At 63.2% G+C, this 26,236-nt stretch carries 23 protein-coding genes; 7 read left to right on the top strand and 16 right to left on the bottom strand.

The features are described 5' to 3' along the window. Nucleotides 1–34: 34 nt before the first annotated feature. Nucleotides 35–985: a 2,3,4,5-tetrahydropyridine-2,6-dicarboxylate N-succinyltransferase gene (gene dapD, locus DEHOM01_RS01755; protein WP_061211204.1), complete on the top strand. Its 951-nt coding sequence runs from the start codon at nt 35–37 to the stop codon at nt 983–985. A 2-nt stretch (nt 986–987) separates the two neighbouring features. Then, nucleotides 988–1,914, top strand: a complete 927-nt coding sequence (locus DEHOM01_RS01750) for a hypothetical protein (RefSeq protein WP_061211203.1) — start codon at nt 988–990, stop codon at nt 1,912–1,914. A gap of 19 nt (nt 1,915–1,933) precedes the next feature. On the opposite strand, the gene DEHOM01_RS01745 is transcribed toward DEHOM01_RS01750, so the two are convergent. The 11 genes from DEHOM01_RS01745 to typA all read right to left on the bottom strand — a co-directional run bounded on the left by DEHOM01_RS01745 (nt 1,934) and on the right by typA (nt 13,128). Then, a complete protein-coding gene (locus tag DEHOM01_RS01745) occupies nt 1,934–3,283 on the bottom strand; it encodes a citrate synthase (RefSeq protein ID WP_082738641.1) in 1,350 nt (449 codons plus the stop codon). A gap of 30 nt (nt 3,284–3,313) precedes the next feature. Next, the gene (gene dapC, locus DEHOM01_RS01740) at nt 3,314–4,465 is read right to left on the bottom strand and encodes a succinyldiaminopimelate transaminase (RefSeq protein WP_061211202.1); all 1,152 of its coding nucleotides are present in this window, start codon (nt 4,463–4,465) and stop codon (nt 3,314–3,316) included. Nucleotides 4,466–4,496: 31 nt separating this feature from the next. Next, a complete protein-coding gene (locus DEHOM01_RS01735; RefSeq protein ID WP_061211201.1) occupies nt 4,497–5,330 on the bottom strand; it encodes an inositol monophosphatase family protein in 834 nt (277 codons plus the stop codon). After that, complete coding sequence (locus tag DEHOM01_RS01730) at nt 5,327–6,130, bottom strand: glycerophosphodiester phosphodiesterase (RefSeq protein ID WP_082738640.1); 804 nt, start codon at nt 6,128–6,130, stop codon at nt 5,327–5,329. The genes DEHOM01_RS01735 and DEHOM01_RS01730 overlap by 4 nt, the downstream gene beginning before the upstream one ends. Then, entirely contained in the window at nt 6,127–7,272 is a 1,146-nt protein-coding gene (locus DEHOM01_RS01725) for an ABC transporter ATP-binding protein (protein ID WP_061211199.1), read from the bottom strand. Before DEHOM01_RS01725 ends, DEHOM01_RS01730 begins: the two co-directional genes overlap by 4 nt. After that, the gene (locus tag DEHOM01_RS01720; protein WP_061211198.1) at nt 7,269–8,069 is read right to left on the bottom strand and encodes an ABC transporter permease; all 801 of its coding nucleotides are present in this window, start codon (nt 8,067–8,069) and stop codon (nt 7,269–7,271) included. The genes DEHOM01_RS01725 and DEHOM01_RS01720 overlap by 4 nt, the downstream gene beginning before the upstream one ends. Before the next feature lies 1 nt (nt 8,070). Beyond that, nucleotides 8,071–8,964, bottom strand: coding sequence for an ABC transporter permease (locus DEHOM01_RS01715; RefSeq protein ID WP_061211197.1), 894 nt, complete (start codon nt 8,962–8,964; stop codon nt 8,071–8,073). A gap of 9 nt (nt 8,965–8,973) precedes the next feature. Next, nucleotides 8,974–10,158, bottom strand: a complete 1,185-nt coding sequence (locus tag DEHOM01_RS01710) for an extracellular solute-binding protein (RefSeq protein ID WP_061211196.1) — start codon at nt 10,156–10,158, stop codon at nt 8,974–8,976. 233 nt (nt 10,159–10,391) lie between these two features. Beyond that, nucleotides 10,392–10,724: a ferredoxin gene (gene fdxA, locus DEHOM01_RS01705; protein WP_016664175.1), complete on the bottom strand. Its 333-nt coding sequence runs from the start codon at nt 10,722–10,724 to the stop codon at nt 10,392–10,394. Then, nucleotides 10,721–11,197 (bottom strand): hypothetical protein, encoded by a 477-nt coding sequence (locus DEHOM01_RS01700; protein WP_061211195.1) that lies wholly within the window; start codon nt 11,195–11,197, stop codon nt 10,721–10,723. Before DEHOM01_RS01700 ends, fdxA begins: the two co-directional genes overlap by 4 nt. 14 nt (nt 11,198–11,211) lie before the next feature. Continuing rightward, entirely contained in the window at nt 11,212–13,128 is a 1,917-nt protein-coding gene (typA, locus tag DEHOM01_RS01695) for a translational GTPase TypA (protein ID WP_061211194.1), read from the bottom strand. Nucleotides 13,129–13,305: 177 nt separating this feature from the next. On the opposite strand from typA, the gene pgi reads away from it, so the two are divergent. The 4 genes from pgi (at nt 13,306) to DEHOM01_RS01675 (ending at nt 19,360) form a co-directional block, all read left to right on the top strand. After that, the gene (pgi, locus tag DEHOM01_RS01690; protein WP_061211193.1) at nt 13,306–14,997 is read left to right on the top strand and encodes a glucose-6-phosphate isomerase; all 1,692 of its coding nucleotides are present in this window, start codon (nt 13,306–13,308) and stop codon (nt 14,995–14,997) included. A gap of 196 nt (nt 14,998–15,193) precedes the next feature. Further along, the gene (locus DEHOM01_RS01685; RefSeq protein WP_061211192.1) at nt 15,194–16,228 is read left to right on the top strand and encodes a 6-phosphofructokinase; all 1,035 of its coding nucleotides are present in this window, start codon (nt 15,194–15,196) and stop codon (nt 16,226–16,228) included. Nucleotides 16,229–16,279: 51 nt separating this feature from the next. Continuing rightward, nucleotides 16,280–17,053: a ZIP family metal transporter gene (locus DEHOM01_RS01680; protein WP_061211191.1), complete on the top strand. Its 774-nt coding sequence runs from the start codon at nt 16,280–16,282 to the stop codon at nt 17,051–17,053. Nucleotides 17,054–17,125: 72 nt separating this feature from the next. Next, on the top strand, nt 17,126–19,360 hold the full coding sequence (locus tag DEHOM01_RS01675) for an NADP-dependent isocitrate dehydrogenase (RefSeq protein WP_061211190.1): 2,235 nt from the start codon (nt 17,126–17,128) through the stop codon (nt 19,358–19,360). A 20-nt stretch (nt 19,361–19,380) separates the two neighbouring features. Here the strand turns inward: DEHOM01_RS01675 and DEHOM01_RS01670 are convergent, their stop codons facing one another. From DEHOM01_RS01670 to DEHOM01_RS01655, 4 genes are all read right to left on the bottom strand, one after another. Beyond that, the gene (locus tag DEHOM01_RS01670) at nt 19,381–21,291 is read right to left on the bottom strand and encodes a potassium transporter Kup (protein ID WP_061211189.1); all 1,911 of its coding nucleotides are present in this window, start codon (nt 21,289–21,291) and stop codon (nt 19,381–19,383) included. Nucleotides 21,292–21,442: 151 nt separating this feature from the next. Beyond that, nucleotides 21,443–21,937, bottom strand: coding sequence for a thiol peroxidase (gene tpx / locus DEHOM01_RS01665; RefSeq protein ID WP_061211188.1), 495 nt, complete (start codon nt 21,935–21,937; stop codon nt 21,443–21,445). A gap of 111 nt (nt 21,938–22,048) precedes the next feature. After that, on the bottom strand, nt 22,049–23,056 hold the full coding sequence (locus DEHOM01_RS01660; protein ID WP_061211187.1) for a PPK2 family polyphosphate kinase: 1,008 nt from the start codon (nt 23,054–23,056) through the stop codon (nt 22,049–22,051). 44 nt (nt 23,057–23,100) lie between these two features. Next, complete coding sequence (locus DEHOM01_RS01655; protein WP_061211186.1) at nt 23,101–24,360, bottom strand: MFS transporter; 1,260 nt, start codon at nt 24,358–24,360, stop codon at nt 23,101–23,103. Nucleotides 24,361–24,546: 186 nt separating this feature from the next. Here DEHOM01_RS01655 and DEHOM01_RS01650 point away from each other — a divergent pair, with 186 nt between their 5' ends. Further along, nucleotides 24,547–25,482, top strand: coding sequence for a DUF808 domain-containing protein (locus tag DEHOM01_RS01650; RefSeq protein ID WP_061211185.1), 936 nt, complete (start codon nt 24,547–24,549; stop codon nt 25,480–25,482). 19 nt (nt 25,483–25,501) lie between these two features. On the opposite strand, the gene DEHOM01_RS01645 is transcribed toward DEHOM01_RS01650, so the two are convergent. Beyond that, nucleotides 25,502–26,014 carry a phosphoribosyltransferase gene (locus DEHOM01_RS01645; protein WP_016664163.1) on the bottom strand — a complete coding sequence of 171 codons (513 nt, stop codon included), beginning with the start codon at nt 26,012–26,014 and terminating at the stop codon, nt 25,502–25,504. Between the last annotated feature and the right edge of the window lie 222 nt (nt 26,015–26,236).

Below are 26,236 nucleotides of genomic sequence, written 5' to 3'. Positions count from 1 at the left end.
GAAATCCGAAGAGGCGCGCTATAGCCTGTGAGCCATGACTGAGAACAAAAGCGCATGGGGCATCGGCCTCGCAACCATCGCGGACAACGGGACGACCCTCGACACGTGGTACCCCGCACCTGAACTGGGCAGTGCCCCCGATGACCTCGCCAACCATCCCCTCGCCGTCGCCCTCGCAAAGGCCGCGCGAGACGATGCCGCACGCGGCACCCGTCAGGAAGTCGTCACACGAGCCATTTCCCTGGCAGAGGCGCCGCGCGACGCTTCCGATGCGTACTTGCGCCTCCATCTACTCTCCCACCGCCTCGTAAAGCCGAACGAGCAAAACCTCGACGGTCTGTTCGGCGCGCTCACGAATGTTGTGTGGACCTCGGAAGGTCCGTGCGCCGTGGACGGCTTCGAAGAGACGCGCCTGCGCCTCATCAGTGAGGGTCGGCGCCCGACGGTCTACTCCATCGATAAATTCCCCCGCATGGTCGACTACGTGGTTCCCGACGGCGTCCGCATCGGCGATGCCGATCGTTTGCGCCTCGGCGCTCACCTCGCGAGCGGCACGACCGTCATGCACGAGGGCTTCGTGAACTTCAACGCGGGCACCCTTGGCACCTCGATGATTGAGGGGCGCATCTCGCAGGGCGTCGTCGTGGGCGATGGTTCCGACATCGGTGGTGGCGCCTCGACCATGGGCACCCTTTCGGGCGGCGGGACGGAGCGCGTGAGCGTCGGAGAGCGCTCGCTCGTTGGAGCAGAAGCAGGCGTCGGCATCGCCCTCGGCGACGACTGCATCGTCGAGGCCGGGCTGTACGTCACCGCGGGCACGAAGGTCACCCTCATCGACGGCGAGAATCGTTCTGTCGTCAAGGCTCGCGACCTCTCCGGGGTGCCAAGCCTCCTGTTCCGCCGTAACTCGCAATCGGGCGCCGTCGAGGCCGTCTCGCGCTCGAACAAGCGCGTTGAGCTGAACTCCGACCTTCACGCGAACTAACCATGGCCAAACGCCCCGCGCTGTCTCGCGTGGTCATCCCGCTCACGCTCCTTGCGGTTTTTCTCGCGGTCGTGGGCGGGAGCTTCGCTGCGCTCACTCTCTTTGACGGCGGCCAGCGCACGGGCCGCTGCACCGCGAGTGGGCTCTCGACATCGCATTCGTACTCGACCGAGCAAACCCTCAATGCCGCCACGATCAGTGCGGTCTCGATCGACATGGGGCTTCCACCGCGCGCCGCGTCGATCGCCCTCGCGACCGCCTACCAGGAGTCGAAGCTTAAAAACATCGACTACGGGGATCGCGATTCGGTAGGGCTCTTCCAGCAACGCCCCTCCCAGGGGTGGGGCACAAAAGAGCAGATCATGGATCCTGTGTTTGCCTCGACGGCCTTCTACGAGAAGCTCGCCAAGGTCAAGGGGTACGAGAACATGGACATCACCGTCGCGGCGCAAAAGGTGCAGCGTTCAGCGTTTCCCGATGCCTACGCCGATCACGAGGTCGAGGGGCGCCTCTTCTCCTCTGCGCTCACCGGCAACAGCGGGCCCGAGCTCGAATGCGACCTCGCCGCCGCTGGCGGGCCAGCGCACCCAGAGAAACTTCGCGAGTCGCTCGCGCACGAGTTCACCCGCATGAGCAAGTCAGGTGAGGTAGAAAGTTCGCTCGGCGCCGCGGGGTCAAACGCGCCGCAGGGGTCGGGGCACACGACCGTGGTCATCAAGACGGCCGACGAAAAGCGCGGCTGGGCGCTCGCAAACTGGGCTGTCGCTCATGCCGCACAGGACAATATCGTGGGCGTCGACTACCGCGGGCACCGTTGGGACCGCTCACGCCACGTCTCGCAGACGTCGTCGCAGTGGGACAGCGACGCAACTGGCGGGGTCGGCAACGACGATGACGCGGTTGTGATCTACTTGGCGAAGGGGGCGTGAGCCGAGGCCACCGCCTCGCTTATTCGGTCTTCTTCTCTCGCGCCTTCAGTTCCTCGCGAAGATCGTGAAGCAGGAGCTCCGACGTGCCCGTACGCTCCTCGATCGGCACGTATGCGCGCTCGGCTTCGCCCGTGTAGATCTGCCGCGGCCGCATAATTTTCGTGTCGGGATCGTTGATCGCCTCTTGCCACTGCGCGATCCACCCGGGCAGGCGCCCGATCGCGAACAGCACCGTGAACATGTGCGTGGGAAAACCCATCGCCTTGTAGATGATGCCCGTATAGAAGTCGATGTTCGGGTAAAGATTGCGTTCAATGAAGTACTCGTCGCGAAGCGCGATCTCCTCAAGCTTCATCGCGAGCTCAAGGCGCTCATCGTGGATCCCAAGCCGCTCGAGCACCGTATCGGCAATGCCCTTCACGAACTTCGCACGCGGATCGTAATTCTTATACACCCGGTGCCCGAAGCCCATGAGGCGGGTGGAATCATCCTTGCTCTTGACCTTCTCCATGAACACTCGCGGATCCTGACCAGACTTTCGAAGGTCGTCGAGCATGTGCATGACGCGCGTGTTGGCGCCGCCGTGCGCCGGCCCAGACAGGGCCGCAACGCCCGCCGAGATCGAGGAGAAAAGGTCCGCTCCCGCCGAGCCGACGAGGCGCACCGCGGTCGCCGAACAGTTCTGCTCATGATCGGCGTGGAGAATAAAAAGCTGCTCGAGTGCACGCACCACAACCGGGTCCGCCACGAAATCCTCGACGGGAAAAGCGAACATGAGCCGCAGGAAATTCTGCACGAGGCTCAGCGAGTTATCCGGGTACATGAGCGGCTGCCCGTTTGCGACCCGGTGGGCGTACGCGGCCATCGTGGGCATCTTTGCGAGAAGGCGCAACGTCGAAATTCGGACCTGCTCGGGGTCGCTCGGGTCGAGCGAGTCCTGATAGAAGGTCGACAGCGCGCTCACGCCCGCTTGGAGCACGGCCATGGGTGCGGCATCGCGCGGAAGGGCGATGAACACGCGCTTGAGGTTTTCGTCGAGGAGAGTCCGCTGCTCGATCGAGTGCACGAACTGGTCGAGCTGCCCCTTCGTGGGCAGCTCGCCAAAGATCAAGAGGAATGCGACCTCAAGGTAGCTCGAGTGCTCGGCGAGCTGCTCGATCGGGTAGCCGCGGTGCCGGAGAATCCCCGCCTCACCATCGATGAACGTAATGGCCGACGTCGTCGGCGCCGTGTTCATGAGCCCCGGGTCAAACGTCACCGTCCCCGTTTCCTTGCGCAGCCCCGCGATCGACACACCGAGGTTGCCCTCGGTCGGCTCGACGAGCGGCAGATCCAGGTTTCGGTCATTCACGCTGAAGTGTGCGGTCATCGCGTTCCTTTCGTGTCTGTCGCAGCGCTCTTAGCGGGCCGCTCGGAGCCTTTCGGCAGCGCTAGCGATCCGCTCGTCCGTAGCGGTGAGGGAGATGCGCACATGCCGCGCACCTGCCTCGCCGTAAAAGGTACCGGGGGCAGCGAGGATTCCCAATTTTGCAAGGCGCTCAATGCTCGCTTCGCTTGCCTCACCGAATGTCGTCCACAGGTAGAGGCCGGCCTCAGAATGCTCGATGCTCCCGCCGAACGCTTCGAGAGCGGGGGCGAGAGTCTCACGGCGAGCGCGGTAGGTTTCGCGCTGGCGGGAGGCCGACGCTTCCTCCCCGAGGGCCGCTGCCATGGCGTTTTGAACGGGGCCCGGCACCATGAGCCCGGAATGTTTGCGAACCGCGAGCAGCTCACCGACGAGGGCAGGGTCGCCGGCGACGAAAGCGGCACGGTAACCAGCGAGATTCGATTGCTTCGAGAGCGAGTAGGCGCACAGCACAGACGTGAGGTCGCCGTCATTCACGCGCTCATCGAGAATCGACGGGGCCTCGTCCACGTCCCACGTGAGTGGCGCGTAGCATTCGTCGGAAGCGACGATGATATCCCTCTCACGCGCCCACGCCAGGAGGGCACGTAGCTCGCCGATATCGTGCACCGCTCCCGTCGGATTCGAAGGCGTATTGAGCCACAGCAGGCGCACCGAGTCGAGGCAGACGTCGGAACCGAGCGCTCCCTCCCCCTCGCGTGCAAGCGCCCGCACATCGACCGGGACGGGCCGGGCTCCCGCGAGCCGTGCGCCGAGGTCGTAGGTCGGGTAGGCGATATGGGGAAAGGCGACCGCCTCCCCGGTGCCGATGCCGAGCTGGAACGGAAGGTGCGCAACGAGTTCTTTCGAGCCGATCGTGGGAAGCACGCCACTGGCGTTGAGAGCTGAGGGAGCACCGCGGTGTGCGCGACAGAAATCGACGATGGCCTCGCGCAACTGCCCCGTTCCGGCGACCGTCGGGTAGCCGTGCGCATCCGAGGCGGCCACAAGTGCTTCCTGTGCGACGCGGGGCGTTTCATCAACGGGAGTGCCCACTGAGAGATCGACAATCCCATCCGGGTGTCGCTCGGCGAGTGCGCGCGCCGAGGCGAGCGAATCCCACGGAAAGGACGGCAAGGTCGAAAGGAGCGGCGTTCGCGAAGTCATGGTGCTCATCCTACGACCCCAGTGCCAGCTCTTACCGAGCTCGATCGCCTTCGCTCTCGATGGCGCGGCGCCACATACCGTGCAGCTCCGTCGCGATCGCGGGGTGCGCGACCATGATGCCGGTGGACGGGTCAGAAGGAAACAGGGTTTCCTGGCCGTCCCAATCGAGCACTTTCAAACCGGCCTCGTGTGCGATGAGCATGGACGCGAGGTGATCCACGGCTCCGAATCGTCCCACGAGCGCACCGTGCCCTCTGCCGACCGCGGGCCCCACGAGCGACAGGGTTCCCGAGCCCATGATCCGGCTCGTCACATCGATCTCGCCCAGAGAGCGGATAAATTCCGCCTGGCCCTCGAAGAATGTCGCCCCGAGAAGCTCGGTGAGAACGACGGAACCGGGCAGAGTGGACCGGTGTTCGACTGAGATGGGGCCACCGCGGTGCATGGCTCCGCGCGCCCGAATCGCCGAAAAGATCTCTTTCGTGCGCGGGTCTGCGACGACACCAACGACGGGGCCGTCCTCATCACACATGGCGAGGGAGAACGAAAACCAGGAGATACCGTGCGCGTAGTTCGTGGTGCCGTCGATGGGATCGCAGTACCACGTGTACTCAACCCCGGCGCTGTCCTCGAACTCTTCCCCGACGAAGGCGTGCGTCGGAAACTCTTCCGCAATGGTCCGGCGCACCCAGAGTTCGATCCCCAGATCAATATCCGTCACGAAATCAGCGGCGTTCTTTTTTGTCGCAAACATCGAAACGTTCGAGGATGTCGAGCGGATCATCGCCCATGTGGCAAGTGACTGTGCAAGCTCGTGCGCGCGCGTCAAAACATCGCGTTTTCGTCCCACGTGATCGGCGCTCATGCTCCCCACACCTCCGCGTTCTGGTTAAGGACGCGCAGGAGGTCGCCCGCACGGTTGGACGTCACGGCCTCAACGCCCATCGCCGCAAGCGCCTTCGCAGTCTCGGCATCATCAACGGTCCAACAGGTGGTACGCAGCCCAAGGGCACGCGCAGCGCTCACGGTCGTGGGCGAGCACATGCCAAAGTGGGGGTTCCACGAGTAAGGCTCGAGCTCCTCGACGAGGGCGGGATCCGGAACACCATCGAGCGGGTAGGTCATACGCAAACGTGCCGTGGGAAGGACCTCGCGCACGGCACGCATGGCGATGAGTCCCCCCGTGAACTCCGCCCGTGCCGCTGCCGCGCGACGCTCATCCGAGTGGTCCCCCTCTCCCGAGGCAATCGCCCGGATCCGCGAGGCGCTCACGCGCGCAATCTCCTGCTCCGCACCGTCAGACTCACCCGGAAAATCGAGAAGAAGCACAGCATCGCCCACGGCGTCAAGAGCACGCTCGAGCGTGGGGACTCCCCGCTCAAAGCCGTGATCGTTCGCGCACGTGCCATGCTCAGCCGGCTCACGGGCTTCAAGCGCGCTCACCGAGAGCTCAGCGGGACTGGCCGTGCACTCCCACAAACGCTCGAGCGTAGAGTCGTGCAGAAGAATGGGCTCCCCTTCGGCGCTGAGCCTCAGATCGACCTCGACAACCTCGAGCCCCTCGGCTGCCGCGTGCGCGATCGCTTGGAGAGTGTTCTCAACGTGGGCGACGGGATCGCCACGATGTGCAACGAGCTGCACAGGACTCATCATTTCTCCGTTCATGCTGCTGACTGCTCCCCGGTAGGTCCGGCAGGCGAAGTAGCCGCGTCGACGAGAACACCATCGCGATACACGAGCGCTTCGGTGATGCGCACCCCCACCTCATCGCCAACGCGCAAGTCGTCGGCTTTCGCGAGCGAGCGCAAACGAATAGCGCCGACGCGCACGACGAGGTCGCTGAGGTGGCCCTTTGGGGTGATCCGTTCAACGGTGCCCTTGAGCTGGGCGGCGCGGGGATCGCCAATCACGACGTTCTCGGGGCGAATACCGCATTCGGCATGTTCGGCCGCTCCGGTCACGAGATCAATCGGCAGCGGCTCGGGGCCGTCGACGTAGATGCGACCGGAGCCGTCGGCACGGCGCTCCACTCGCCCTTCCACGAAGGACATCGTCCCGATGAAACCCGCGACAAACCGCGTCGCCGGTCGGCGATACAGGGTCGTTGGATCAGTCAGCTGTTCGATCCGGCCGCCGTTCATGACGGCGATGCGATCAGCGACGGCGAGCGCCTCCTCCTGATCGTGCGTCACAAAGACGCTCGTCATGCCAAGTTCCTGCTGGATACGACGAATCTCTTCGCGAACCTGGACGCGAAGTTTCGCGTCGAGGTTCGAAAGCGGCTCATCGAGAAGCAAGAGCGAGGGGTTTTGGACGAGCGCACGCGCGAGAGCAACGCGCTGCTGCTCGCCGCCCGACAGCCGCGCCGGTCGGCGCCCGGCCTTCTCCTCGAGTCCGACGAGCGCGAGGGCCTCACGCACGCGTACGGTGCGCTCGTCACGTGGAATCTTGGCAACCTTGAGCGGGAATGCCACGTTCTTTTCGACGCTCATGTGGGGCCAGAGCGCGTAGTTCTGGAACACCATCGCCGAGGGCCGGCGCTCCGGAGGCAGCGACGTCACATCGCGCTCGCCCACGGTGATCCGCCCCGCATCCGGCGTGAGGAACCCACCGATCATCCGCAAAGTCGTCGTTTTCCCGCATCCCGAAGGGCCGAGCAAACAGACCATCTCTCCCTTCCCGATCGCGAGATCAAGATCTTTGATGATGCTCTTGCCACCGAGCGTGATGCTGACGGAGCTAAGCGTGAGCGGCTCGGGAGAGAACCGGCTAGCGGTTCGGGCAGCTTTCGATGCGGTCTGTGTCATCGGATTTGGAAACCTTCTGCGAGAGCCCCACCCATGATGTGCTTCCTTACGAGAAGAAGAAGCACAACGGAGGGGACGGTGAGCATGATGGAAAAGACGGCCGCGACCTGTTCCGGCGAGTTGAGAACGAGCGTGTAGAGCTCGGTCGGCATCGTGGAATAACTGGGGGCACCAACGAGGTAGGTGGCCTGAGCTTCGTCCCACGACGCGAGGAAAGCCATGATGAGGGCGACGAAATACCCCGGGGCGGCAAGTGGAAGCGTGACGCTCACGAAAGTCCTGAGCCATCCGGCGCCGCTATCGCGCGCGGCATCTTCGAGCCTGCGCGGTACCGCCGCAAACGAGGCGGCAGGGATCCACGTAAGAAAAACGACCTGACCGAGCATGTGCGCGATCGTGACACCCGGAATGGTCTCCATGAGGTTGAAGGCGTAGTACAAAGCCGCGATGCTCACGAAAAGCCCCATTTTCGGGAACGCATTTGTGGCGAACAGGCCAAGGAGCATCACCGTGCGCCCCGGGAACTGCATACGCCCAAAGGCGTAGGCAGCAGGCATACAGATGAGAGCCGTGAGCGTCGTCGATAGGACGGCGAACATGAGCGAATTGAGGATCGAGGTGACGAACTTCGGAGTACCGAAAACCTTTCCCCACCAGTCAAAGGTGAGCCCGGCCGGAAGGAGGTTCGGCACGCGCCACTCGGTCGCGAAGGCGTGAAGGGCGAGCCACACGATCGGCCCGGCCACGAAGAGCAGCAACGCAAGCGCGGCAAGCCCCGACGCAATTTTCCTGGGCATATCAGGTCATCTCTTCTTTTGCTTGTCGGTAATTGGCCCAGACGTAAAGAACCCCAATCAGCGCAGCGAGCGCAAACACGACAATGGCCATGACAACTGACTGCTGCGGCTCTCCGTACGTGTTGAAGTGTTTCGTCATACTGACGCCGAGCATGGTCGGCGCGGAAGGGCCCGTGAGCCAGGGAACGGTGAACGACCCGACGTTCCCAATCGCGGTGAACGTCATGGCGATGACCGTGGGCACGAACGCCATCGGTGCCACGACGTCCTTCACAATGCGGACCGTTCCCGCACCAGCATCCCGAGCGGCATCAATCAGGGCGTCAGGCACCGATTGAACCCCAGACGACACCATGAGGACCGCAAACGGAAGCGAGGACCACACCTGAGTCATGAGCACGAGGGTCGACGTGAACGCAATTTGAGGTGGGCTCGCCACGCCAAGACTCCGCATCACTGAGCCAAAGAAACCGTCGGCCGCCCAGAACCGAATCATGGCCCACGCCCCGATTACTCCCGGGATAAACATCGGGATGACGGCGAAAGCGGGAAGCATGCGGGTGATGCCCGACGGCCGCAGCCTCATCGCGAGAGCCACGAGCCACGCGAGGGCCGTGACGATCACGGTGGTGAGAATTGAAATGCTCACCGTCACCCGCAAATCCGAGAGAAATCGCGGGTTCGAAAAGACCTCGCGATACGCGTCGAGAGTCGGAGCCCACGACTGCGTCTCGTGCGTGTTCTTACCGATCATCGCGATCGTCGTGTTCAACCCACCCGTGTACCCGAGGCTCAAGCCGAAGGCATTGATGACGGGAAAGCCGATGAAAACGATGATGAGGAGGATCGGTGGGCTCGCGAGGAGCACACCGATCCATGATTGCCTCGATGCCACGCTTGCTCCCTAGGCGGTCGGAACCTTCTGGTCCCAGAGCTTGGCTTTGTTGTCTTCGTGGTCGCCAAAGTAGCCCTGGCCGAGGTTCTGCGTGTCGATGCCGTCGAATTTCTTTTGAATCTCCTCGGGCATATCCTCAAGCGGAATGATCGGGTAACCCGCCATTGTCGTGGAGATGATCTGCTGCCCCTCGGGGGAGAGCGCGAATTTCGCGAGCGCGAGCGCGGCAGGCTTGTTCTTTGAGTTCTTCGGGATCCCGAGGAACGATGCTCCGCCCGCGAACGACGGATTCGAGATCTGCGTCGCCTTGACTCGTTCCGGGATCTTCCCGGACTCGCGGCCGGAAATGAACTGATCGGACCACACCGGGATCATCGCGACCTCGCCGTTGACCAAAAGCTCGATGCTCTGTTCGTTGCCGTTCGGGTAGGTGCCCTGGCCGTACGTGAACTTACCGATGCGCTTGAGCTCTTCCCAACCCTTGTCCCAGTGCTTTTCGTCGGCCTCGTCGTAGCTCGTCGTCATACGCTCGCGAACGTCCTTCGGGATGTACAGGTCAAGCACGCTCGTCACGAAAGCCGAGCCTGAACCGCCCGTCGAAGGAGAGTTGTAGGCGAACTTGCCGGGGTTCTGTTCGATCCAGGCCAAAAGCTCCTTGAGAGTCTTCGGAGGGGTGGCGACCTGCTCCGTGTCGTACGCGAGGAGCACGGAGGAGGCTCGGTAGGGGAAGGCTTGTCCAAGTCCTTGGGCAAGCGCTTCCTGGGGAACATCGCCGAGGGCGGGAATCTCTTTGGCGCTCACGTTGAGCAGAAGTTTCGCGTCTGCCGCGTCCGTCACCCAGCCGTCATCGATGAAGTCCATGCCCGAATCGCCGTCGCCGGCAGCGGACAAGCGCGCGAGCGATTGCTGGGAGCGTTCGGAGTGCAGATCGTGGTCAACCTTGATCGTGACCTTCGGGTATTTCTTCGTGAAGGCCGGCCCAAGCCCGTCCTGCCATAGGTCGCGCACGTTGGTGTCGCCGCCCGCGTGGATGCGAAGGGTCCCTTCGACCTCACCCGTCACATCGGCTGCCGACTCACCTCCCTTGTTGGAGGCTCCTGAAGAGTTTTTCGAGGCTGGCGCACATGCTGTCGCGAGGCCCGCGAAGCTAAGGGCAGCACCACCAAACAGAAGTGAACGTCGATTGAGGGACATTGCGTGGCCTTTCCACTGGCGCGCAAGCGGCGCATCGATTTGGACGACGCCTCGAGGTTAAGCGCGCCGATGCCCCCGCTACGCCCGTCCCCCGCCCACGCTCGCGAAAGGTCGTCAAGAGTTCACGCAGTGGTCATGAAAGACCCCGTTTAAACCGGGCTTTGCTAGCCGAACTTGGGCCTTCTGTTACTTGATGCTCACCTGCAGGCCACGTGGACTTTTGCTTCGAGGTTTTAGCCCTCGAGCGGGTTTTCCTGTGGGGGAAGCTTCTCGATGACCTCGTGGTCAAACGACTGCGGGCCGAGCTTCGCCGCACCACCGGGGCTTCCGAGCTCGTCGAAGAACTCGACATTCGCGCGGTAGTACTCGCTCCACTGATCGGGCAGGTCGTCCTCGTAGTAGATCGCTTCGACGGGGCACACGGGTTCGCACGCACCGCAATCGACGCATTCGTCCGGCTGAATGTACAGCGAACGCTCGCCTTCGTAGATGCAGTCGACGGGGCATTCGTCAACGCAGGCACGGTCTTTGACATCAACGCACGGGAGGGCGATGACGTAGGTCATGGCTTCACAGTCCTTTCTTCGCGCTGGTTCGCGCGCGCGATGTTTCTGATTTGGATGGCCCACACGATAGCGACGCCCACGAGAGGCACGATCACGCCGAGGAACTGGGCGGCCCAGCCCTGCCACTGCGCTTCGCCCGCAATCTGTGCTGGAACGAGAAGCCCTCCCCCGAGCGACGTGCCCGAAAAATACACGGCCACGAGTGTGAAGGCGAGAGCATCGATGAACAGTGGGAGCTTGCGCCCGCTAAGCGCGACCAGCATGCAGGTTGCGACGACCTCGTACGCGCAACCAAACAGGAGCCCCCACGGCACGGACACGTCTTGGACGGTCGAGCGCATACGGTGCGTCCCAATCACGACAAGGCCGCCGAGCACCCCCACGATCGCGCCCACAACGATCTCGGTCGCGCGCGAGGTGGGCCTCGTACCGTCGACGAAAATGACGCCTTCGTTGGGGTCCTTGTGACTCATTGTCTCGCCCTCGATTACGAGTTGCGGGCTCGAGCGCGAGCGCGCGCACGCTCGGTCGGGTCGAGGACGACCTTACGGATGCGCACGATCTCGGGGGTGACCTCAACGCATTCGTCCTCGGCGGCGAATTCGAGCGACTCCTCGAGCGTGAGCTTGCGCGGCGGGATGAGATTCTCGAACGCGTCTGCAGTGGCCGAGCGCATGTTCGTGAGCTTCTTTTCCTTCGTGATGTTCACGTCCATGTCTTCGTTGCGGGCGTTTTCGCCGACGACCTGCCCCATGTACACCTCGGAGGTGGGTTCGACGAAGAACGAGCCGCGTTCTTGGAGGTTGATCATCGCATACGGCGTCACGGCACCCGCGCGGTCGGCCACGAGGGAGCCCGTGTTGCGGAATTCAATGGGGCCCATCCAGGGCTCGAAGCCTTCGGCGAGCGAGGAGGCGATGCCGGTCCCGCGCGTTTCGGTCAAAAAGCGCGAGCGGAAACCGATCAGGCCGCGCGCGGGAACGAGGAATTCCATGCGCACCCAGCCCGAACCGTGGTTGTTCATGGTTTCCATGCGCCCCTTGCGGGAGGCCATGAGCTGCGTGATTGTGCCGAGGTATTCCTCGGGAACGTCGATCGTCATGCGCTCGATCGGCTCGCACTTCACGCCGTCGATCTCGCGGGTCAGCACCTGCGGCTTGCCCACGGTCAGTTCGAAACCTTCGCGGCGCATCTGTTCAACGAGAATCGCGAGAGCAAGCTCGCCGCGGCCCTGAACCTCCCATGCGTCTGGGCGATCGGTGGGCAGGACCTTGAGGGACACATTGCCGACGAGCTCGGCATCGAGGCGGTCCTTGACCTGGCGGGCCGTGAGTTTGTGGCCCTTGACCTTGCCGGCGATCGGCGAGGTGTTGATGCCGATCGTCATCGAGATCGCGGGGTCGTCCACGGTAATGAGTGGGAGCGGACGCGGATCGTTGAGGTCGGTGAGGGTTTCGCCGATCATGATGTCGGGGATACCCGCAACGGCCACGATGTCGCCAGGGCGCGCCGTGCGCGTCATCTGCTCGCGCGTGAGCCCCTTCGTCTCGAGAAGTTCGGTGACCTTCACGCTCTTGATATCACCGTGGCGGGTCGCCCACGCGACCTGCTGGCCTTTCTTGAGCTCGCCGTTCTCGATGCGCAAGAGCGCGAGGCGGCCGAGGAACGGCGAAGCATCGAGGTTCGTGACGTGTGCCTGCAGCGGCATGTCGTCGTCATACTCGGGAGCGGGGATCGATTCGAGAATCGTCTTGAAGAGCGGTTCGACCGTCTCGGAATCGGGAAGCTCGCCGTCGGCGGGCTTGTTCGCGCTCGCACGCCCAGCTTTGCCGGAGGCGTAGATCACGGGGACGTCGAGCAGCGCGTCGAAGTCGATCTCGGTGTTCTCTTGCGAGAGGTCCTCAGCGAGGCCGAGAAGAAGATCCGTTGTTTCGTTGACGACCGCGTCGATGCGGGCGTCGGGACGGTCAACCTTGTTCACGACGATGATCACGGGAAGGCTCGCGGCAAGGGCCTTGCGCAGAACGAATCGGGTCTGCGGGAGCGGGCCCTCGGAGGCGTCCACGAGCAGCACGACGCCGTCGACCATGGACAGGCCGCGCTCGACCTCGCCGCCGAAGTCGGCGTGCCCGGGGGTGTCGATCACGTTGATCGTGATGCCCTCGGGGTGCCCGATCTCGGCTGCCGTCGGCCCCGAATAGTGGATCGCGGTGTTCTTCGCGAGGATGGTGATGCCCTTTTCGCGCTCGAGGTCACCGGAGTCCATCGCACGCTCATCGACTTTGTCGCGTTCACCGAACGCGCCGCCCTGGCGGAGCATGGCGTCCACGAGGGTCGTTTTACCGTGATCGACGTGGGCGACGATCGCGACGTTTCGAAGATCGGAGCGGTGCTGAATGGTCATAGGAGCCTTATCTGTTCGGGATCGGCGGAAGTCTCGTGAGGTGTGGGGGTCCGACGCTTGCCTGGCCCACGCGCGCCCGATTCATGGTAACGCGTCCGGGCCTCTTATCGGCTGCGTGAGCCTTCTCGCGGGACGAATAGAAATCTGCCTCACAGGGTGAGGGATCACAATGGAAACATGAGCGAAAACAGCAATCTCTCCCCCGCCCCCGTTGATCCGACGACCACAGAGGCCTGGCAGCGCCTCGAAGAGCACGACGGCATGCTTGACAAAGGCTTGCGCGAAGCGTTCGCCGAAGATCCCGATCGCGCTAAGAAGCTGAGTTTTGAGGCGGCGGATCTGTTCGTTGACCTCTCGAAGAACCTTGTATCCGAAGAAACCGTCGGACTCCTTCTCGATCTCGCCAACGAGACGGGCGTGTGCAAGCGCCGCGACGAGATGTTCGCGGGCGCGCACATCAACACGACCGAGGACCGCGCCGTTTTGCACACCGCGCTTCGACGCCCGAAGGGTGCATCCCCCGCCCTCGACGTCGACGGCCAGAATGTCGATGCCGATGTGCGCGAGGTCCTCGAACGCATCTATGAGTTTGCGAATAAGGTTCGCAGCGGCGAGTGGACCGGCGTGACGGGTAAGAAGATCGAGACCGTCATCAACGTCGGCATCGGCGGCTCCGACCTCGGCCCCGTGATGGTGTACGAGGCACTGCGCCCGCTCGCGGATGCGGGGATTGAGGCACGCTTCATCTCAAACATCGACCCGACCGACGTGGGCGAGACGACGCGCGACCTCGATCCCGAAACAACCCTCGTGATTGTTGCGTCGAAGACGTTCACGACGCTCGAAACGATTACGAATGCGAAGCTCGTGCGCGCGTGGCTGCTCGATGGCCTGCACGCCGCGGGCGTCGCTGAATCGCAGGATGCCGAAGCCGTCGCGAAGCACTTCGTGGCCGTCTCGACCGCACTCGACAAGGTCGAGGAATTCGGTATTGACCCGGCGAACGCCTTCGGGTTCTGGAGCTGGGTGGGCGGTCGCTACTCGGTCGATTCGGCGATCGGCACGATCCTCGCCGTCGTGTTCGGCCCCGAGGCCTTCGAAGAGTTCCTCGGCGGCTTCCACGCGATGGACGAGCATTTCCGCACGGCAGCTCCCGAGGAAAACGTGCCTTTGCTCATGGGGCTCGTGAACGTGTGGAACGTGAACTTCCTTGGCGCCGAGACTCACGCGGTTCTTCCCTACAGCCAATTCCTTCATCGCTTCCCCGCCTACCTCCAACAGCTCACGATGGAGTCCAACGGCAAGTCCGTGCGTTACGACGGCTCTGCCGTGACTGCGGAGACCGGCGAGATTTTCTGGGGCGAGCCCGGCACGAATGGTCAGCACGCCTTCTACCAGCTCATCCACCAGGGCACGCGCCTCATTCCCGCGGATTTCATTGCGTTTGCTAATCCCACCTACGCACTCAAGGACGGCGATACCGACGTCCACGAACTCTTCCTCGCGAACTTCTTCGCGCAGACCAAAGCGCTCGCCTTCGGCAAGACCGCAGAGGAAGTTGAGGCCGAGGGGACGACCGGCGCGCTTGTTCCCGCACGCGTATTCTCAGGCGACCGTCCGACCACCTCGATCATGGCGAGCGCTCTCACTCCGAGCGTCCTCGGCCAGCTGATCGCCCTGTACGAGCACATCACCTTCGTGCAGGGCGCAGTGTGGGGCATCAACAGCTTCGATCAGTGGGGCGTTGAGCTCGGCAAGCAGCTCGCGAAGCAGTTGACGAGCGCCGTCGCGGGCGACGAGTCGGTTCTCGCCGAGCAGGATTCCTCGACCCGTCAGCTCATCGAGTACTACCGCGCGCACCGCGCCTAAATTGCGCGCTTAAGAAAACGGGACCCCGCCGAGGCGGGGTCCCGTTTTCTTTGACGAGTGGGTAACCCCCACAACTCCTATGCAATCCAACGCCGTTGCGGCTCGGCAGTCGGTCCGCCTAGCGGGACTCCCACGAAGTCCCGCGACTTTGTCCTTAGGATGGACGTGGCGCAAGACATAACCGAAGGAGAGTGGCATGAAGGTCGGCATTCTAACTTCTGGCGGCGACTGCCCGGGACTCAACGCGGTCATCCGCGGAGCAGTCCTCAAGGGAGATTCCATCTACGAAGATGAATTCGTGGGCTACCTCGACGGCTGGAAGGGAGTGCGCGACAACGAATTCATCCCGATCCCTCGACGCCTTGTGCGCGGCATCGGCCGTCAGGGCGGAACGATCCTCGGTACTTCGCGCGTCAATCCCTTCCACGAGGACGGCGGCGGCGCCGAGGGCGTGCGCAAAGTTCTCGAGGACCACGATGTGGACGCCCTCATCGCTATCGGTGGCGACGGAACACTGTTCACGGCCAATCGCCTCGCAGAGGCCGGCATCCCCGTAGTCGGCGTCCCGAAAACAGTGGATAACGACCTCGACGCCACGGACTACACGTTCGGTTTCAATACCGCCGTTGATATCGCAACCGAGAACCTCGACCGCTTACGCATGACGGGCAACAGCCACCACCGATGCATGGTCGCCGAGGTCATGGGGCGCAGCGTCGGCTGGATCGCGCTCCACTCGGGTATGGCTGCAGGCGCGCATGTCATCTGCATCCCCGAATTCCCGCTCACGATCGACGAAATCTGCGAGTACGTTTCGCAGCGCGCTGCACGCTCAAAGCGCCGCTCCCCACTCGTCGTCGTCGCCGAGGGGTTCGTTCCGAAGGACGCGCCGGCAGACTTCATGGACTACGAGATGGACGAATTCGGCCGACCGATCCTCGGCGGCGTCGCCCAGCGCCTCGCCCCCTATATCGAAGAAGCCACGGGCATCGAAACCCGCGCGACCGTGCTCGGACACATCCAGCGCGGCGGCGAACCGAATGCGTACGACCGCGTCCTCGCGACCCGATTTGGCATGGCCGCGATCGACCTCATCCACGAGGGCGGGTACGGGCGCATGGTTTCACTGCGTGGAACCGACATCGTCAATGAGCCGCTGTCCGGGGCAATCGACTCGGTGAAGCGCGTGCCCAGGTCCAGGTGGGACGAGGTTCGCGTCCTTTTTGGGTAGGAATACCGCGCATTTGCGCCCCAGCCCCGCTTTTTGATAATAATTCTCAACATGCTGACCGCGCTCGCCCTCACCACAATTGCCGGGCTCGCCACGATCCTCGGCTCTCTCATAGCCTTGAGTGAGCGTGCCCGCGAACCGAAGGCCCTAGGCGCGGCTCTCGCGTTCGCCGCAGGTGCGATGCTCACCGTCAGTGCTCTCGAGCTCCTCCCCCACTCGATCGGTGTGCTCGGAGCGGGCACGAGCACCCTTTACTGCGTCGCCGGTCTCGTCATTGTTGGCGCCCTCGACCTTGCCTCGCGAGCGTGGGAGCGCCGCGCGGTCACGAGCGCTAGGGAGGCGTCGCAACCGTCGGACCCCTCACATACGCGAGCACTTTTGCGCACGGGCCTCATCACGGCTCTCGCACTCACCGCGCACAACATTCCCGAGGGGTTCGCGACATTTTCGAGCGCACTCCAGGACACCGCATTCGCACTCCCGCTCGCTGGCGCGATCGCGCTGCACAACATCCCCGAAGGGGTCGCCGTCGCCGCCCCCATCCTCCACGCAACCGGATCACGTACGAAGGCCATCGCCGCAACAGCGCTCTCGGGGCTGTCCGAACCAGCCGGAGCCCTCGCGCTCTACGGGCTCCTCACCGCCACGGGGCACGCCGCAAACCTCGAATGGGCAACCCCCCTCATCGCAGGGGTGATGATCGCAATCAGCGCGGTCGAGCTCCTCCCCCTCGCCTACACGCACGCTCGGCTCACGCGAACCCTCACGTGGTGTGGCATCGGTGCGCTTGTCATGGCGGCGAGCCTATGGGCGCTCGGCGGCTGAGCACGAGGTTTGCTCCCCGCCGCCGCCTGGTACGTTTGAGAAGTTCGTGACCATCACCGCGAGGAGAAGCTGATGTCCGCCATCATGTACACCATCACCGACGAAGCCCCCATGCTTGCGACCGCATCGCTCCTGCCAATCGTGCGTGGTTTCGCCTCGAAGGCCGGCGTCGACATCGAAACCCGCGATATTTCACTCGCCGCTCGCATCCTCGCCGCGTTCGCGGACCGCCTCCCCGAGGACCAACGCGAACGTGACGCTCTCGCCGAGCTCGGCGCCCTCGCTCGCACCGCAGAGGCGAACATCATCAAGCTTCCCAACATTTCGGCCTCGGCTCCGCAGCTCAAAGCCGCAATCGCCGAACTCCAGGCACGCGGTTACGACCTCCCCGACTACCCGGATAACCCCGAAACCGACGCCGAACTCGACATCCGCGCGCGATACGACGCCGTCAAAGGCTCCGCCGTCAATCCGGTGCTCCGCGAAGGCAATTCTGACCGCCGCGCGCCGCGCGCCGTCAAGAACTTCGCGAAGGCCCACCCGCATCGCATGGGCGAGTGGAGCACTGACTCGCGCACCGAGGTCGCCACCATGAGCGAGGGCGACTTCCGCTCGAGCGAACGAAGCTTCGTCGTTCATGGCGAGAAAACCTTCCAGATCGTCCACGTCGCAGCCGACGGAACCGAAACGATCCTCAAAGACGCCGTGACCGCCGAAGACGGCGACATTATTGACGCGAGCGTCATGAGCATCGGCGCTCTCGAGCAATTCCTCACCGCTCAGATCGATAACGCCCGCGAGCGCGACGTTCTGTTCTCGCTCCACCTCAAGGCCACGATGATGAAGGTCAGTGATCCCGTCATTTTCGGCCACGCGGTGCGCGCATTCTTCCCCGAGGTCTTCACACGCTTCGGGGCAGAACTCGAGGACGCGGGGCTCTCGGCAAACAACGGTCTCGGCGCGATCCTCTCGGGCCTCGATGCGGTCGGTGCCGAAACTGCCGAGGAGATTCGCACGCTCGTGAATGACCGCCTCGCCGAGGGCCCCGAACTCGCGATGGTCGACTCGGATCGCGGCATCACGAATCTTCACGTGCCGAGCGACGTCATCGTGGATGCGAGCATGCCCGCGATGATCCGCACGGGCGGAAAAATGTGGGGGTCCGACGGTGCCCCGCACGACACGCTTGCCGTCATTCCCGATAGCTCCTATGCCCCCATCTACCAGGTTGTGATCGACGACTGTCGCCGCCACGGCGCGTTCGATCCGTCCCGAATGGGAACCGTCCCGAACGTTGGCCTCATGGCGCAGAAAGCCGAAGAATACGGCAGCCACGACAAGACTTTCATCGCCCCCGCAGACGGGCGAATCGAGATCCGCTCGACGTGCGGATGCCACGACGCGGCGCTGACATCGCACACCGTCCAGGCCGGCGATATTTTCCGTGCATGCCACACGAAGGACGCACCCGTGCGCGACTGGGTTGCGCTCGCCGTGCGTCGCGCGCGCCTTAGCGAAACGCCTGCCTTCTTCTGGCTTGACCCCGAGCGGGCACACGATCGCGAAATTGCGGCGAAGGTCGAGCGCGCCCTCGCCGACGAGGACACCGACGGCCTCGACATCCGCGTGCTCAGCCCCGTCGAGGCCATGAGGGAGACTCTCGCGCGAACCCGCGACGGACTCGACACGATCTCGGTCACCGGCAACGTGCTGCGCGATTACCTGACCGACCTCTTCCCCATCATGGAGCTCGGCACCAGCGCCAAGATGCTCTCGGTTGTTCCCCTCATGGCGGGCGGCGGGCTCTTCGAGACGGGAGCGGGCGGCTCCGCACCGAAACACGTCCAACAGCTCGTGACAGAAAACTACCTGCGGTGGGACTCTCTCGGGGAATTTCTCGCGCTCGCCGAATCACTCAGGCATCTCGCACGCCGCGACGACAATCACGATGCCGAGGTCCTCGCGGATGCACTCGAGCGCGCAACCGAAACGTTGCTCACCGAAGGCAAGTCACCCGAGCGGCGTCTCGGCGGCACCGACAACCGGGGCTCGCACTTCTTCCTCGCACTGTATTGGGCGCGTGAGCTCGCGTCACAAAGCGACAGCAGTGCGCTCGCGCGCACGTTTACGCCCGTCGCGAGCGAGCTTGATCAATCTGCCGATGACATCGAGCGTGAGCTTCTCGCGGTTCAGGGCACGAAGGCTGAGATCGGTGGCTATTACCGGCCCGACCCTGAATCGACAGCAGCGGTTATGCGCCCCTCGGCCACGTTCAACGCGATCATCGACCAGCTCGCGGCGCGCTAACGCGCCCGCCTCCGGCTTCTCTAGAAGCGCAGGTCGGTCTCGACGCCCATCGAACGTGCGACCGGCAAATGGAAGTGGTCGCTTGCGCGTGCCTGGTTCTTGAACATCACGCGGAACACTTTCTTCGCGACGAGCGTCAGGAACGTCGCAGGCGCAAGCACAAGGTTGGCGCGCGCTGTCACGAACCACGTGGACTTCAGACGCTGATTGCTCCAACGCTCGCTCGTGTCGGGACACGAGGCGAGAAGACGCATCGCTTTCGGCACATCCAGGTGTTCCTTGAAGCCGAAGTGGACGTTCACGCATTCGACGCCGTCGGGCACGCCCGGGACGTCCAGGACCTTGATGCGATCTTCCGCGTTCACGCGTGGAACAGGCTCGGTCGTCACCTCGGCAATCACGACGCGAGAGTGGATGGCGCGATTCACGCGCGTTTGCGTGAGAAGCGCGAGCGGCGGCGTATGGACATCCTGGTGGAGGTACACGACGGTTCCCGGGAGCTTTTGGAGCTGCTTCTTTTCCGTGCGCGCCACGAATTCCTCCCACGTTCCGCACAGGTCCCGGCGGCGCTCACGAAGGCGATCGGCGCCAAAGCGCCACACGTGCATCGTCGCGATGCACAGCGCCGATACGACGAGGGGAATCCACCCTCCCGTGAACACTTTCGCGGCGTTGGCCGCAAATAGGAAGAGCTCGGCGCTCGCAAAGAACGCGGCCACGACGATCACCTTCCACAGTGCCCACTTTCGCACGTAGCGGAGGTAGAGGAACAGGAGAGCAGTCGAGAGGAGGAACGATCCCGACACGGCGATGCCGTACGCGCTCGAGAGCCCCTGCGAGGAGCGGAAGGCAAGGATGAGCACGAGTGCCCCCACGCACAGTAGCCAGTTCACACCGGGCACATACACCTGCCCCTTGTGTTCGCTCGTGTACGTATGCGTGAGGCGCGGAAGCAGCCCCAACCGCTGGGCCTGCATCGACACGCTGAACGCCCCCGCGATCACGGCCTGCGACGCAATGATCGTCGCGAGGGTCGCAAGAATCACCACGGGGAACTGAAGGTTGTGCGGGACAAGATCGTAGAACGGGTGGCTCGCACTGCGTTCGCGCAGAACGAGCGCCCCCTGCCCCAGATAGTTAAGTGCGAGGCACGGGAAGACGAGCGCGAACCATGCCCTCGCGATCGGTCCTCGACCAAAGTGCCCCATATCCGCATACAGGGCCTCTGCTCCCGTCACCGTCAGCACAACAGCGCCGAGCGCGAAAAATGCCAAGAGCGGTTCCGTCACGATAAAGCCGAGAGCATGATGCGGGGAAAGCGCCCCGATGATTTCCGGAGTCTTGACGATCGACAGCACGCCGAAGGTCGCGATCACAAGGAACCACACGATCATGACGGGCCCGAACGCGCGGCCCACGACGCCCGTTCCCCACCGCTGAATGCTGAACAGGGCAAGCACAAGCGCGAGCGCGATTGGCACGACGAGCGGGCCGAGGGCGGGAGACGCCTCTTCGAGCCCCTCCACAGCCGACAGGATTGAGATGGCCGGGGTGATGAGCGAATCGCCGTAAAACAAACCCGCCGCGCACATCCCGAGCACCATCACCACGCCGAGCAAACTTCGCGTGCGCGCGCTCGACAGGACGGATGTCAGAAGCGCCGTGAGCGAGAGCTCGCCTCCCTCACCGTCGTTATCGGCACGAAGGAGCACACCTACGTACTTAATGGAGACCGTGAAGGTGACTGCCCACAGCACGAGGGACAACGCACCAAAAATATGCTGGGGATCAGGGGGAAGCGGGTGGCCGTCGGCCTCTGTGAAAAGCGCTTGGAATGCGTAAATCGGCGAAGTGCCGATGTCTCCGAAAACAACGCCGAGGGCGGCGACGGACAGTGCAAAAATACCTTGTGAACGGGCGTGAGTTGTCATCACGAGCGACGAGTCTAACCCGGCCCCATGGGTCAAGAAACCGTTAAGGCTGTCTCGTGGCTCACGAATCCGTAAGGCCGTACAGCGGCTATCAGCCCCACATACGAAAGCGCCCCGGCACACACCGGGGCGTTTTCGTACTGTCGCGAAATCAGAGAGCCGCGAGTGCAGCCTCGTAGTCGGGCTCGTCATCGACACTCGGCACGAGCTGCGAGTGCACAACCTTGCCGGTTTCGTCGGCAACAAGCACGGCACGAGCGAACAGGCCGGCGAACTCGCCGTCGGACAGCACGACGCCGTAGTCCTTGCCGAAGCTCGAACGGAAAGCCGAGAACGTGTGGACGTCATCGAGGCCCTCCGCGCCGCAGAAACGCTCCTGCGCGAACGGAAGGTCCACCGACACACCGATCACGACGGTGTTGTCGAGCGAGGACGCCTGCTTGTTGAACGTGCGCAGCTGCGCCTGGCACGTGGGCGTGTCAACCGAAGGGAAAATGTTCAGCACAATGCGCTTGCCGGCGAAGTCGTCAAGAGTGACATCTTTCAGCTCGGCGTCTGCAAGGGTGAACGCGGGAAGCTGATCGCCAACCTTGGGGAGCTCCCCGTTCGTCGACACGGTCGCGCCTTCAATGGTGACTTCTGCCATTGTCAATCCTTCTTTCATCGCTATGTCCGGCCGCGACATGCGGCCCTGCTACGCCTCGTACAGTAGAGCCGCCATCTGACCGTTGCCAGAAAGCGGGATGCTCTCGCACGCCTACGCCTTCTCCGCTTTCATTCGCTCAATGGCCTTCTTCACATCAAAGTCAGCTTTCGGATAAGCGGGGGCGATGCGTTCGAGCGCATCGGTCAGAAGCTGCTGAACAGCCAGCCGCGCGTACCACTTTCGATCCGCGGGAACGACGTGCCACGGAGCCCACGCCTTGTGCGTCTCGCGGATCGCAGCGTCGTACGCATCCATGTATGCATCCCAATGCTCACGTTCGTCGAGGTCGCCCATGTTGAACTTCCAGTGCTTATCTTCGCGTTCGAGACGCTCGTAGAGCCTCTCCCACTGCTCCTCCTTAGAAATGTGAAGCATGACCTTCACGACCTCGTAGCCGCGCTCCTCCACAAGCTGCTTCTCGAAACGGTTAATGTCGCTGTAGCGCTTCGCGAGAGTCTTGTCGTCTGCCCACCCGTGGACGCGGTGGATGAGCACGTCCTCGTAGTGCGATCGATCGAACACGCCGACGAAGCCCGGCTCGGGAAGCGCTCGGCGAATACGCCACAGGAAGTGGCGATTCTTCTCCGTCGCCGTCGGAGCCTTGAAGCCCTTGATCCGCACGCCCTGCGGGTCAACAGCGCCCACCACGTGACGCACAATCCCGCCCTTGCCGGCCGTGTCCATGCCCTGGATCACGAGAAGAACGCGGCGGCCATTGTCCTCACCACGATGCTCAGCCCACAGTCTCTCCTGGAGCTCACTGAGGTACGCGCTGCGGGCGGCGAGGATTGCTTTGCCGTCCTGCTTGTCGCCGCCAAACTCGAGCCGCGCCTTCGTCGAGAGGTCGCGCACGGAAGTGAAGCCCTCGAGGTCGAGCGGGAGCTCGTGCCCGCGTGGGCGCGCGTCGACATAGGTGCCGTCCTCGACGATGTCGAGCGCAGCATCACTCACCTTTAGGTGTTTCTTCGCCTGATCGAGAACGATCTGTTCGCGCTGTTCACGCACGGGCGTCTGAGCGCCCTCAGTGTTCTTCTTGCTCTTCTTGTCCTTCTTGGCCATGCCTCCAGTTTAGGAAGCGGCGAGGGGCCCTCCCTGACTCACGCTCACCTCGAGGCTCGCCTATGCGTGAGTGTGATGAACCGCGTCACGATGAGGGCACCGAGGGCAACGGCAGCCGTCGACACCCAGACCGCCGCGCGAAGCCCGGCGCTATCCACGATCAGGCCGCCAATGATCGCGCCCCCACCGATCGAGATGTTGAATGCCGCGCTATTGAGGGCAGTGCCCGCCTCAACGCGCTCCCCCGCCTCAGCGTTGACGAGCGACTGAATCGACACCGAGGCCATGCCGCCAAAAAAGCCCCACACAGCGATGATGACGAGAGCATTGACGGGGGCGGACATTACGGTCGCGACCAGCGCCAGCGAAAGCGCCGTACCCACCGCAAGGACAAGAACCGCCACGGCAGCAGAGCGTTTGATGAGCGGACCTGCGGCGAAGTTCCCGATGAGGCCTAGCGCCCCGTAAAGCAGCAGGTACATGCTGATCTTTTCGAGATCGACGTGGCCAAAGTCTTGAAGGATCGGACTCACGTAGCTGTAGGAGACGAACTGGCCCGTCACGATAATGAGCGTCAGCACAAATGCGTAGCGCACGCCGCGGATCTTCACAGCGCCGAGGGTCGAGCGCACGGTTTCCACCACGGCCGACTGCACGGGCCTGACCATTGCGACCATCATGAGCCCCACGACGAGGGCGAGAATACCCGTGGCAGCGAACGCGCCGCGCCACCCGAGCATCGTTCCGAGCCACGTTGCGAGAGGCAGTCCAAGCACGAGCGCGCTCCCGTTCCCGGCAAACGCAATGGTCAGCGCAGTCGTGCGGTCCTCTTTTTTCACCTGGCCAATCGCGACGAGCGGAAGCACGGGCCAGTTCATCCCAATCGCAATCCCGGTGAAAATGCGCGAGGCAAGAAAGAGCGGCCACGAGGTGGAGAAGAAGGAGATCGTGCAACTCACGACCACCGAGAGAAGAGCGAGTAGCAGCACGGTCTTACGGTTCAAGGGGCGAGTCACGCTCGGCACGAGTAGGGCCACAACGCCCGCGATCACGCCGGGAAGTGTCACGGCGAGTCCGACGGTTCCTCGGCTCACACCGAGGTCGTTGGAGATAAGCGTGAGCACGCCGATGGGAAGCTCTTCGATGGTGATAAGCGTGAAGATCCCGAGAGCCAGCGCGACCACCGCGATCCAATTCGAGCTCTCCGGTTCGCTGTTCGGTGCTGCCTCGGGGAGGGCTGACGGATCGACCTCCGGGTTAATCGCGGGAATCGAGCCTGTCACGGTAGGAGGAACAGCCGACACGGCACACTCCTTCATCGTTATGCGGCAGACACGTCAGGTGCCTGGGCTCACGGATGTTGACCCGCGCAGCGCCCAATACTCTAGAAAAAGACGCGGGCCTCCTCCAAGTTGTGGTGGCGGGATTCACCGCGCGGATACCCATAAAATGGGAGTGCTCTAGACGCGCACATCGGAAGGTTTTTCCTTATGGCCATTGGCTTTGCCGCACTGCTCGACGATATCGCCGCCCTCGCGCGCATGGCCGCGGCCAATGCGGACGATGTTGCCGCCGCGTCCATGAAGGTCAGCGCAAAGGCAGCGGGGGTCGTCGTTGACGACGCCGCCGTAGCTCCGCAATATGTGCGCGGAGTCAACCCCAAGCGGGAGCTGCCGATCATTTGGAAAATCACGAAGGGGTCCTTGCTCAACAAGGCCATCATCCTCGTGTTCGCGCTCCTTCTTTCGCAGTTTGCGCCGTGGGTCCTCACGCCGCTACTCATGCTGGGAGGCACCTATTTGTGCTTCGAGGGCGCCCATAAGATTTGGGAGCTTGTCACCGGCAACAAGGAAGCGAACGATGCCGAGCCCGCCGTTGTGCAGGGAGAGGATGCGGAAAAGAAGGTTGTATCAGGGGCCGTGCGCACCGATTTCATTCTCTCCGCAGAAATTATGGTGATCTCGCTCAACGAGGTCGCTGACCAGCCCCTCGTAGATCGCGCCCTCATCCTCGTGGTCGTCGCGATTGTCATCACGCTCGCCGTTTACGGGGTCGTGGGTCTTCTCGTCAAGATGGACGACGTTGGGCTCGCGCTCACGAAACGGGATTCAGGCGCCGCGAAGACGTTCGGCGCATGGCTTGTGCGGGCAATGCCGGTCGTCATGACCATCATCAGCTACGTCGGAATGTTCGCCATGCTGTGGGTTGGCGGTCACATCATGCTCACAGGCCTCGATGAGCTCGGACTGCACGCACCGTACGGCCTCGTGCACCACCTCGCCGAGGGCGTCGAGGGGATCGCAGGCGTGGGCGGCGTGCTCGCCTGGCTCGTCGATACGCTGTGCGCCCTGGTATTCGGGCTCGCGTGGGGCGCCAGCGGGGCCGGCGTGTGGGCACTGACCCCATGGGGGAAGAAGGCCCACTAGCGCCAGCGGGGCCGGCCGCTTACTTTTCCGTGGGGGTGACAGGCGGTTCAGCCGACCAGGGGAACACGATCCAGTCGGCGGTGTGTTTCCAGACGAAATGGGGCTCGACGACCGACGTCGGTTTCGAGTACAGGACCGCGGAGCGCGCCTCGGCGCCTTGAGCCTCGAGAAGCTCAAGGACAAGCGCGAGAGTGCGGCCGGAATCGGCAACATCGTCGACGACGAGCAGGCGCTTGCCTTCAATAGCCTCGGTGTCAAGCAGCGGCGCGAGAAGGACCGGATCGGGAAGGGTCTCGTGAACGTCGGTGTAAAACTCGACGTTGATAGCGTCGGCAAGTTTGAGTCCCAGAGCATAAGCGAGGGACCCCGCCGGGAGCAGGCCTCCGCGCGCAACGGCGATGATGATCTCGGGCTCGAAGTCCGAATCAATGATGGTTTGTGCAAGTTCACGGCTCGCGGTGCCGAAGGTCTCCCACGTGAGGACCTCCTTCACCTGCAGATCGCTTGAATCGGCGTGGTAGGCCCCTGTCACGGCGTCCTCGTTTCCCCGGCATTTCCGGATCGCACCGGTTGTTCCGGTGGTGTGTTCGTTGTCTTCTCCCCCGTCGGACCCTCGGGGCCAACCGGTCGTGGCTCCATTCTAGGGGCGAAAATCCGCGTCTTCGAAACGCTGCTTCCGGGTGCGTACACTAGTAACGACTTCGATACAGCCGCCCGCCCTTGTGGTAGGCACCTCGCATGTGAAGACAGCAGG

It is taken from the genome of Dermabacter hominis NBRC 106157, from assembly GCF_001570785.1.
In the GTDB taxonomy this organism is placed as follows: Bacteria; Actinomycetota; Actinomycetes; order Actinomycetales; family Dermabacteraceae; genus Dermabacter; species Dermabacter hominis.
The sequence above is the reverse complement of the archived record's forward strand: the minus strand, read 5'-3'. Positions and strand labels throughout refer to the sequence as shown.